Source organism: Acidobacteriota bacterium, from assembly GCA_016196035.1.
In the GTDB taxonomy this organism is placed as follows: Bacteria; Acidobacteriota; Blastocatellia; order RBC074; family RBC074; genus JACPYM01.
In genome coordinates this window covers 1-8,664 of sequence record JACPYM010000138.1, presented here as the reverse complement: position 1 = coordinate 8,664, position 8,664 = coordinate 1, and the positions used below count along the sequence as shown (strand labels likewise).

At 59.0% G+C, this 8,664-nt stretch carries 7 protein-coding genes and 1 tRNA gene; 4 read left to right on the top strand and 4 right to left on the bottom strand.

Features of this window, described 5'->3' with window-relative positions; genetic code table 11:
- Window positions 1–278 precede the first annotated feature (278 nt).
- The 3 genes from HY011_36460 to HY011_36450 form a co-directional block, all read right to left on the bottom strand.
- Entirely contained in the window at window positions 279–1,361 is a 1,083-nt protein-coding gene (locus HY011_36460; GenBank protein ID MBI3428445.1) for an MBL fold metallo-hydrolase, read from the bottom strand.
- 135 nt (window positions 1,362–1,496) lie between these two features.
- The gene (locus HY011_36455) at window positions 1,497–1,847 is read right to left on the bottom strand and encodes a hypothetical protein (protein MBI3428444.1); all 351 of its coding nucleotides are present in this window, start codon (window positions 1,845–1,847) and stop codon (window positions 1,497–1,499) included.
- Window positions 1,848–1,903: 56 nt separating this feature from the next.
- The gene (locus tag HY011_36450; protein MBI3428443.1) at window positions 1,904–2,167 is read right to left on the bottom strand and encodes an FKBP-type peptidyl-prolyl cis-trans isomerase; all 264 of its coding nucleotides are present in this window, start codon (window positions 2,165–2,167) and stop codon (window positions 1,904–1,906) included.
- 559 nt (window positions 2,168–2,726) lie between these two features.
- On the opposite strand from HY011_36450, the gene HY011_36445 reads away from it, so the two are divergent.
- From HY011_36445 to HY011_36435, 3 genes are read left to right on the top strand one after another with little or no spacing between them, the layout of a single operon-like run.
- Entirely contained in the window at window positions 2,727–4,142 is a 1,416-nt protein-coding gene (locus HY011_36445; GenBank protein MBI3428442.1) for an arylsulfatase, read from the top strand.
- 7 nt (window positions 4,143–4,149) lie between these two features.
- The gene (locus HY011_36440) at window positions 4,150–5,523 is read left to right on the top strand and encodes a formylglycine-generating enzyme family protein (GenBank protein ID MBI3428441.1); all 1,374 of its coding nucleotides are present in this window, start codon (window positions 4,150–4,152) and stop codon (window positions 5,521–5,523) included.
- Between the two features lie 9 nt (window positions 5,524–5,532).
- Complete coding sequence (locus HY011_36435) at window positions 5,533–6,273, top strand: dienelactone hydrolase family protein (GenBank protein MBI3428440.1); 741 nt, start codon at window positions 5,533–5,535, stop codon at window positions 6,271–6,273.
- A 168-nt stretch (window positions 6,274–6,441) separates the two neighbouring features.
- Here HY011_36435 and HY011_36430 read toward each other — a convergent pair.
- Window positions 6,442–6,513 (bottom strand) — tRNA-Gln (locus HY011_36430).
- A gap of 217 nt (window positions 6,514–6,730) precedes the next feature.
- Here HY011_36430 and HY011_36425 point away from each other — a divergent pair.
- Window positions 6,731–8,356 carry a M28 family peptidase gene (locus HY011_36425; GenBank protein MBI3428439.1) on the top strand — a complete coding sequence of 542 codons (1,626 nt, stop codon included), beginning with the start codon at window positions 6,731–6,733 and terminating at the stop codon, window positions 8,354–8,356.
- Window positions 8,357–8,664 lie beyond the last annotated feature (308 nt).

Here is an 8,664-nt window from a genome sequence, read left to right as displayed (position 1 = left end):
TCGACGTCGAGTCCGGCCCCTTCAGGGCCGTAGAACCTGCTGACGGCCTACCGTGGGCGTTGCCCACGGCTATTGAATGCTGCCCTTGCAGGGCAAAGAGACTTGTGTAGAAACGAATGCCTGCCGAGGTTGCGCGGCTTCAGACACTTCAACCCCGGCTTCCAGTAGCTCCAGTGCGGAAGCCGCGCAACCTCGGCAGGGTTGCGCTACTCAAGCCACACCGTTTATTAACCCGCTACGTTGCGACCCCACGCGAAATATTGAAGGACACCTCTAGTTCACGCGTGATGCGCGTGCATATACAGATGCCCGTGATCGTCCAAGTGCACGTGCGTCCGTCCGTGCGCGTGGGCGTGCAGGTCTTTGGCATTCAGCGCGGACTTTTGCGCGGCGGGGAAGGTCTGGCCGGTCATCTCGGTGTAAACCTTCTCGACCTGGGCGGCGAGCGAGGTGCCGACGTATCGCGCGATGGTTTGATCGGCTTTGAGTTCGGTGCTGATCTGGGTGACGGTGTCGCGGATTTGCGCGCCGGCCTTTTTGGCTTTGACCAGTTTGCCGACGCTGGTGCGCAGGCTGGCGAAGAAGCGTTGCTGTTCGGCCAAAACAATCTCGATGCCGCGCGGGCCGTGGCCGGGGCAGACGATTTTCGCGCCGAGTTTTTTGGCGGCTTCGAGCGTGCCCAACCATTTCTCAGTGTCACCGTCGCCGACGAAGTTATAGGGGCCATTCACGCAGGCATCGCCGGAGAACAAAATCTTTTCGTTGGGCAGCCAGGCAAAAGCATCGCCGTGCGTGTGCGCGATGCCCAGGTGGTGCAATTCGACGCGGCGTTTGCCATCGTCAAAAAACAGTTCGTGCGGAAAGAGCAACGTGGGCAGTTTGAGTTTGCTGGCGCGCACATCGGCGCGCGTCTTGGCGGAATCTTCCCAACGGCCCGGCTCATATTTTTTCAGCTCTTCGACGACGCCGGTGTGCGCCACGGGCGTCGCGCCGTTCTCAACCCAAATCTGATTGCCGTAGGCGTGGTCGCCGTGATGATGCGTGTCAAAGGCGAAGCGGATTGGCTTGTCGGTCAGCGCGCGAATCTTGGGCAGGATTTCGAGCGCGCCCGACGGGTAATTGGCGTCAATCACCAGCACATAGTCGTCAAAGATGACCCAGCCGTTGTTACAATGCCCGGCCAGCAGGTTGCCCTGGTGAAAGTAGACGTTGTCGGTCAACTGATCCACTTTGCCGACCTGCGCGGGGCGCGCATAGGCGGCCAGCTCGGCGATGATCTCATTGGCTTCGATTTCCGAAGCCGCGGTCGTCAGCAGGGCCGCGCTGCTCAATAACATTTCGCGGCGGGTGAGTTTGGACATGGGAACCTCCTGGGAAAATGTACGGCGGACTGTTAGTCCGCCGAGTGCTTCCGGCATTAGCGCACGGGCAAGTCCACAGCGGACTAACAGTCCGCTGTGGACTTGCCCGTCGCGCTTTCTACAAGGCCCGAAGACCTAAGAGCCGCAAAGCCCGATCAAGACTAACGCCGCGCCGATGACGACGTGCAAGACGTCATCGGCGCGCGTCCATTTGAATTGCGCTTTGGGAAAGAGGTTGGCGAAACTGGCGACGGCTTGATACAGATCAATCAGACCGAAAACGAGATTGAAATCGCGGTACCACGCTTCATTGCCGCTGCAAACGAGGGCGAGACCGAGCAAGCCGAAAATGATGTGGAAGATGTTGTACGGTGCCGCGCCGCTCGTCAGCGCCTTGCTGACGGGAATGACAAAACCGAGCACTCCCACCAGCACCAACACCGGCGCGAAAACCAGCAGCGTCCAATAGTTCATGCCGTGAGCCATGATCCGTGTACCTTTCAAGTAAGGCGTGAGACTGCCGCGCCGATGTTTATCTGGCGTTACTTCACGTCGAGCAATTCCACGTCGAAATGCAAAACGGAATTGCCGGGAATTTTCGGCGGGCTACCCATCTTGCCGTAACCGAGATCGGGCGGGATGATGAGTTTGCGTTTGCCGCCGACTTTCATGGACATCACGCCTTCGTCCCAGCCTTTGATGACCGAGCCGGTGCCGATTTTGAAGGTGAACGGCTGGCCGCGCCCGACTGAACTGTCGAACTGGGTGCCGTTCTCCAGCGTGCCGGTGTAATGCACCGTGACCATTTTGCCGGGCGCGGGACTCGCGCCGTCGCCGACTTTCTGATCAACGTATTTCAAGCCAGAAGGCGTTTCGACTTCAGAACCGCCACGGCCCGTCAGCAAATAAGTGCCGATGGCGACGGCAATCAGAAAGAGCGCGCCATAAAAGACCCAGTTGATGCCTGACTCCGATGATGATGACGAACGGGCATCCTTCGGGACATAGCCTTTCCTCTTGTTGTGATCGTTACGTGACAAAGCGAAAACCTCCTAGACGATGTGATGAAATTTGTGTTGGGAACACGGCCAGCAAAGACAAGCAAGCTTTTAAGGCAGCCTCCGAGTGAAGTCAACAGGACTTACGCAAGCCACGAACAAGTTAGCCACAGAGGCACAGAGGCACAGAGCTTTTTCACCGTGTTGGCAACGTTCTCCGTCTTGCTCCGTGCCTCTGTGCCTCTGTGGCAAATCTTTGCCTAAGTCCTGGTCAATAGTCCTCAACTTGACACGCGTGCCGGATGCCCTAACATCAGCCGTAGTGAACATCACTGCTGCAATCCACAACCGCTAGGTCGCAAGCACAATGCAAATCCGTCGAACCCTCTTTTTCATGCTGCTGGGATTGGCTGGCAGCAATCCGTTGTGGCTGGCCCACACGCAAACGCCCGCCGGCCAGCCGCTCAAACCCAACGTCGTGTTCATCCTCGCCGATGATCTGGGCTACGGCGATTTGGGTTGTTATGGCCAGCAACAGATCAAGACGCCGAACCTGGATAAACTGGCGGCGGGAGGCATGCGCTTCACGCAATTTTATGCCGGTTCGACGGTCTGTGCGCCGTCGCGCTCGGTCTTGATGACGGGCCAGCACACGGGCCACACCTGGGTGCGCGGCAACGGTGGGGGCGACTTGCAGACCTTGCGCGACGAAGACAAGACGCTGGCCGAAGTGTTCAAAGACGCGGGCTATCGCACGGCCATGTTCGGCAAGTGGGGCTTGGGCGAAATCGGCACGCCGGGACATCCGAACAAGCAGGGCTTTGACGAATTCTTCGGCTATCTCAACCAGACGCACGCGCACAATTACTTCCCTTCGTTCTTGATTCACAACAGCGAACGCTACCCGCTGCTCAACGTGCCGCAACGCGAAGAGGCGAACGGCGCGGGTTACGCCAAAGAGAAGCGGCAATACTCGCACGACGTCATCGTGGACAAGGCCTTTGAGTGGCTGGATTGGAATGCGCACAAGCCGTTCTTTCTCTATTTGCCCTTCACGCTGCCGCACGCCAACAACGAAGCCAACCGCGATTTGCACGATGGGCAGGAAGTGCCCGAGTACGGTGATTACGCCGGCCAGGATTGGAAGTCGCCCGACAAAGGCCAGGCCGCAATGATCGCGCGGCTGGACAGAGACGTCGGACGCTTGCTAGCCAAGTTGCGCAAGCTGGGCGTGGAGCAAAACACGCTGGTGATCTTCGCTTCGGACAACGGGCCGCATCAGGAAGGCGGCAACAACCCGGACTTTTTCAAAGCCAGCGGGCCGTTGCGCGGGATCAAACGCGCGCTGTACGAAGGCGGCATTCGCGTCCCCTTCATCGCGCGCTGGCCGGGCAAGATCAAGGCGGGCACGGTGTCGGATCACGTCGGTTATTTCGGCGATGTCTTCGCGCTGGCCTGCGAACTGACCGGCCAGCCGTTGCCGCCGGGGCTGGATTCGCTCAGCTTCTGGCCCGCGTTGCAACGCAAGCCACAGCCGCAACACGAATATCTGTACTGGGAATTTTACGAACAAGGTAGCCGCCAAGCGGTGCGCTTTGGGCAATGGAAAGCCATCCGCGAACCAATGTTGACGGGGCCAGTGCAGCTTTACGATTTGAAAGCCGACCTGGGCGAAACGCATGGTCTGGCTGCCGCCCGGCCTGAACTGGTGAAGCGCGCGGCGGCATTGATGGCACAGGCGCATGTGGCCGATCCAAAATGGAAGGTGCCGGCGGCCAAGTAAATTCGACATGAAACAACTTCTACGATTCGCGAAAACCAAACCATCCACAAGCAAACGCATATGTCGCTTGTTCAGCCCCAACGGGGCGAGATATGAAAGCCCAGGGCAACGCCCTGGGGAAAGCCCGCAGTTGTCGCAAGCCCTGAAAGGGCGAAATACAAATTTTGCAGTCAAATTCCACCAGAGCTATTGCGCCCTTTCAGGGCTTATATCATTTCCGTTCTGTTACCCAGGGCGTTGCCCTGGGCTATCGAATGACGCCCCGTTGGGGCTGAGGATATGTCTTGCAGGCGCGCTGATCATTAGTTTGCTGCTTGGTGCGGCGTGTCGCCAATCTGGTGAAGGAACTGAAGCGGCGCACCCAGCCAGTCACGAAGGCCAACATTCAGCAGCGCCCGCACCTGTGCAACCTGATGCTGCCAGCGCCGCCGCCACCGGCATCAACCCCACGCCGCCGCCCGGCCCCACACCCGCAGGCATGGTCTGGATTCCCGGCGGGACATTCTGGATGGGTTGCGAGACATGCGAGATGCCGGATGCGCTGCCCGTGCATCTGGTCACGGTGGATGGTTTCTGGATGGATGAAACCACGGTCACCAATGCGCAGTTCGAGCAATTCGTCAAAGCGACGGGTTATAAAACGATAGCCGAGCGCCAGCCCGATCCCAAAGATTTCTCCGGTGCGCCCGCCGAAAATCTGGTGCCCGGCTCGGCGGTCTTCTCGCCACCCAAAGAGCAGATCCCGCTCGACAATCCGTATGCCTGGTGGAAGTACGTCAAAGGCGCGAGTTGGAAACATCCCGAAGGCCCTGGCAGTTCGACCAAAGGCCGCGAGAATCATCCCGCCGTGCACGTCGCCTGGGATGACGCCGTGGCTTATGCCAAATGGGCGGGCAAGCGCTTGCCGACCGAGGCGGAGTATGAATTTGCCGCGCGCGGCGGACTGGATCGCAAACTCTATGCGTGGGGCAATGAGCTGAAACCCGGCGGACATTGGCCCGCCAACATCTTTCAAGGACAATTCCCAAACAGGAATCTGGTCGAGGATGGCTTCGCCGCGACTTCGCCGGTCAAAGCTTTTCCGCCCAATAAATTTGGGCTTTACGACGTGGGCGGCAACGTCTGGCAATGGTGCGCGGATTGGTACCGCCCCGATTACTTTGAACAACAGGCCGCCCAGGGTACGGCGCGCAATCCGCAAGGCCCGTCCGACAGCCTTGATCCGCAGGAGCCGGGCGTGCCGAAGCGCGTGCAAAAGGGCGGTTCGTTTTTGTGCAGTGATCAGTATTGCGTGCGCTACTTGGTCGGCAGTCGCGGCAAGGGCGCGGTGGACAGCGGCAGTTCGAATGTGGGCTTCCGCTGCGTAAAAGCCAGGTACTGAAGAACCGAGATGCAAATCAAAGCTGAATACGTGGAAATCGCAGTCGCGGGCAAACAGATGCGCACGCTGTTGACGCAACCCGCCGCCGCCGGGAAATATCCGGGTGTCGTTTATTTCTCGGACATCTTTCAATTGAGCGGGGCGATGGCGCGGGCCTGCGCGCGGCTGGCGGGGTATGGCTTCGTCGTGGCGGCGCACGAATTCTTTCATCGTCTGGAACCGGCTGGCACCGTCTTGAATCAGGATGACGAAGGCCGCGCCCGTGGTGCGCGCAATCAACTGGCGACGCCCATCGCGCATTTTGATGAAGATTGCCGCGCGGTCATCGGATACTTGCAACAACACCCAAACGTATTGCCGGGGCAGCTTGGCGCGGGCGGATTTTGCATGGGCGGGCATTCGGCCTTTCGCGCGGCGCTGCAACCGGAAATCAAGGCAACGAGTTGCTTCTATCCGACCTGGTTGCACAACGGCAAGCTGGGGCTGGGCGAACAGGCTGGCTCGCTCGAACAAACCGCACAAATTCGTGGCGAATTGCTGCTGGTGTTCGGCGCGCTCGACCCCTTGATTCCGGCGGCGGGGCGCGCGGTGATTGAGACGGCGTTGACGCAGGCGGGCGTGAAATATGAGGCGCGGCTCTTTCCGGCGGATCATGGTTTTATGCGCGATGACCGGGCGGCCTATGACCCGGAATGCACGGACGAGGCGTTTGCGGCAGCGATTGCGTTGTTTCGGCGCGTGCTGAAATAAGGACGACTGCGATAAGGATGGCTGTGATTCCTCATTCTCCATTCTCTGGCAGGGTGCTACCCGCTGTGAAGCTATTTCCGCTGCCAGAGAATGGAGAATGCCCCGATCATCCGTTGCCGCAAAATGAAAGCGGACTGAAATCGTGATTGATTTCAGTCCGCTATTTTACTGCCGGACTAGGACTCGAACCTAGACTATCCTGATCCAGAGTCAGGCGTGTTACCATTACACCATCCGGCAAAGAACGCTTTGCAACTGCAAGAGAATGTGCCGCAAAGACGGGGCGAATCTTAGGCATTGGCCGTGTGTCTGTCAAGCAAGGCGCGCGGCGCTTGACGCTGGCTTTTCTTCTCCGGCGGGATGGTTTATAGAACCGTTACGAAGCGGGAATTTCGATCACCCAGGCGGTTGAACGAAGCCGCCCCGACATCGTCATACAAAAAGGAAGCAGAACAAGATGAATCTTCGAACATTGGCGCGCCCTGTCTCAGCGCGCTTTATTTGCGTGGCGCTCGTGCTGGCTTCGAGCTTAGGGATGGCGTGGTTGAGCGGGGCGAACGTTGCCAGTGCCGCACCCCAAAACAAACCCTCCCCGCCAGAGGCCAAAGCGGCGGCGCAGCCCGCGCCCACACCCGCGCCGGCCATCGCGCCAGCCGTGCAGGCTGTGCTCGACAGTATTTCAGCAGATTCGTTGCGCGGGCATCTGTCGTTCATCGCTTCAGATTTGCTGGAAGGCCGCGATACACCCTCGCGTGGCTTGGACATTGCGGCGGAATACATCGCCGCGCAGTTCCGCCGCGCGGGTCTTGAACCAGTGGGCGACCCTGATGCCGCGGGACAGAAATCGTATTTTCAAATTGCGCATTGGCGTATGGCCGAGCCTGACCCAAACAGCTTTGCCCTGACCGTGCAAAACGCCGAACAGCAAATCGCTGTCGCCGCCAATCAGGTGACGATGATTGGCGTGCGTGCTTACGACATCGCGCAAGCCGGCGTCGTCAGGCTCGACACGCAAGCGGCGGAAGCGCTGGCCGCCTTCAAACCCGAACAACTGGCGGGCCGGGTGCTGATCGTGACGGCGACGCAGGTGAACAGCCGCGAGACGCTGGGCAAGTTGCTCGAAGCGAAACCGGCGCTCTTTGTCATGCTGGATCGTGCGTCGGCGAATGGGCGCGGCGTCGGCGCGCGGCGCTTGCTTGATCCTGAAGCAGCGGGCAACGCCGGCATTGCTCTGTTGCAACTTCAGTCGCCCGAAGCCGTCAAACTGATTGATGCTTTGCCTGCCGGAGAAACGACGGCCAAGCTGACGCTCAAGCTGGCGCTGAAACAGGACGAGCCGGTCAATTTGAAAAATGTCGTCGCGTTGCTGCGCGGCGCTGACCCGGTGTTGCAAAACACCTGCGTGCTGGTCACCGCGCATTACGACCACCTCGGTGTGCGCGCCAGCGGCGAAGGCGACCGCATCAACAACGGCGCGAATGATGACGGCAGCGGCACTGTGTCAGTCATTGAACTCGCCACGGCTTTGGCCAAACTCAAAGAGCGCCCCAAACGCAGCATTCTTTTTATGACCGTCTTTGGCGAAGAAAAAGGCCTGCTGGGTTCGCGTTACTATGGCCGCCATCCGATCTTCCCGATTGAAAAGACCGTTGCCGATGTGAATCTGGAACACGTAGGCCGCACCGATGACAGCGAAGGCGACCGCACGGGCACAGCCACGCTGACCGGCTTCGATTACACCGATGTCGGCCCGATTTTTGAAAAGGCGGGCGAACTGACCGGCATTCGCGTTTACAAGCACCCGCAAAACAGCGATTCGTTTTTCGGGCGCAGCGACAATCAGGCGCTGGCCGATCAGGGCGTGCCCGCGCACACGCTCTGTGTCGCGTTCATCTTTCCCGATTACCATCAAGTGGGCGATCATTGGGACAAGATCAATTATCCCAATCTCGCCCAGACCAACCGCATGGTCGCGTTGGCCCTGCTGACCATCGCCGACAACGCGACCGAACCGAAATGGAACGAGGCCAATCCGAAGACGGAGCGGTATGTGAAAGCGTGGAAAGCGCGGCACGGGCAGTAGTCAGTCTTCAGTAGCTCCAAAATTGAAGAGCAACAAAGGCCAGCGGGTACCAAACTGATGCCTGAATCCCGGTGCTTGACTCCTGACAAGCAAAAAATCAGCCATCATTTTTAGCGTATCAGGAGTCAGGCACCGGGATTCAGGCATCAGTTTGGGCTTTACAGTTTGGTAGTGGTAAAAATGTAAAGCTGTGGTTTTGCAGCCGCGTAGCGGCGACCCGATTTTAGCCCGGCGTTTCAACGCCGGGAAAGCTTGGCAACGGTTCCGCGTCGCGTCAGCGACGCCTGAATTCAAGCGTCGCTGACGCG

What these genes read in the sequence shown, in the direction of transcription:
- HY011_36450 (MBI3428443.1), bottom strand. Translation starts at nt 2,167, where the DNA reads ATGGTCACGGTGCATTACACCGGCACGCTGGAGAACGGCACCCAGTTC.
- HY011_36445 (MBI3428442.1), top strand. Translation starts at nt 2,727, where the DNA reads ATGCAAATCCGTCGAACCCTCTTTTTCATGCTGCTGGGATTGGCTGGC.
- HY011_36440 (MBI3428441.1), top strand. Translation starts at nt 4,150, where the DNA reads ATGAAACAACTTCTACGATTCGCGAAAACCAAACCATCCACAAGCAAA.
- HY011_36425 (MBI3428439.1), top strand. Translation starts at nt 6,731, where the DNA reads ATGAATCTTCGAACATTGGCGCGCCCTGTCTCAGCGCGCTTTATTTGC.
- HY011_36455 (MBI3428444.1), bottom strand. Translation starts at nt 1,847, where the DNA reads ATGGCTCACGGCATGAACTATTGGACGCTGCTGGTTTTCGCGCCGGTG.
- HY011_36460 (MBI3428445.1), bottom strand. Translation starts at nt 1,361, where the DNA reads ATGTCCAAACTCACCCGCCGCGAAATGTTATTGAGCAGCGCGGCCCTG.
- HY011_36435 (MBI3428440.1), top strand. Translation starts at nt 5,533, where the DNA reads ATGCAAATCAAAGCTGAATACGTGGAAATCGCAGTCGCGGGCAAACAG.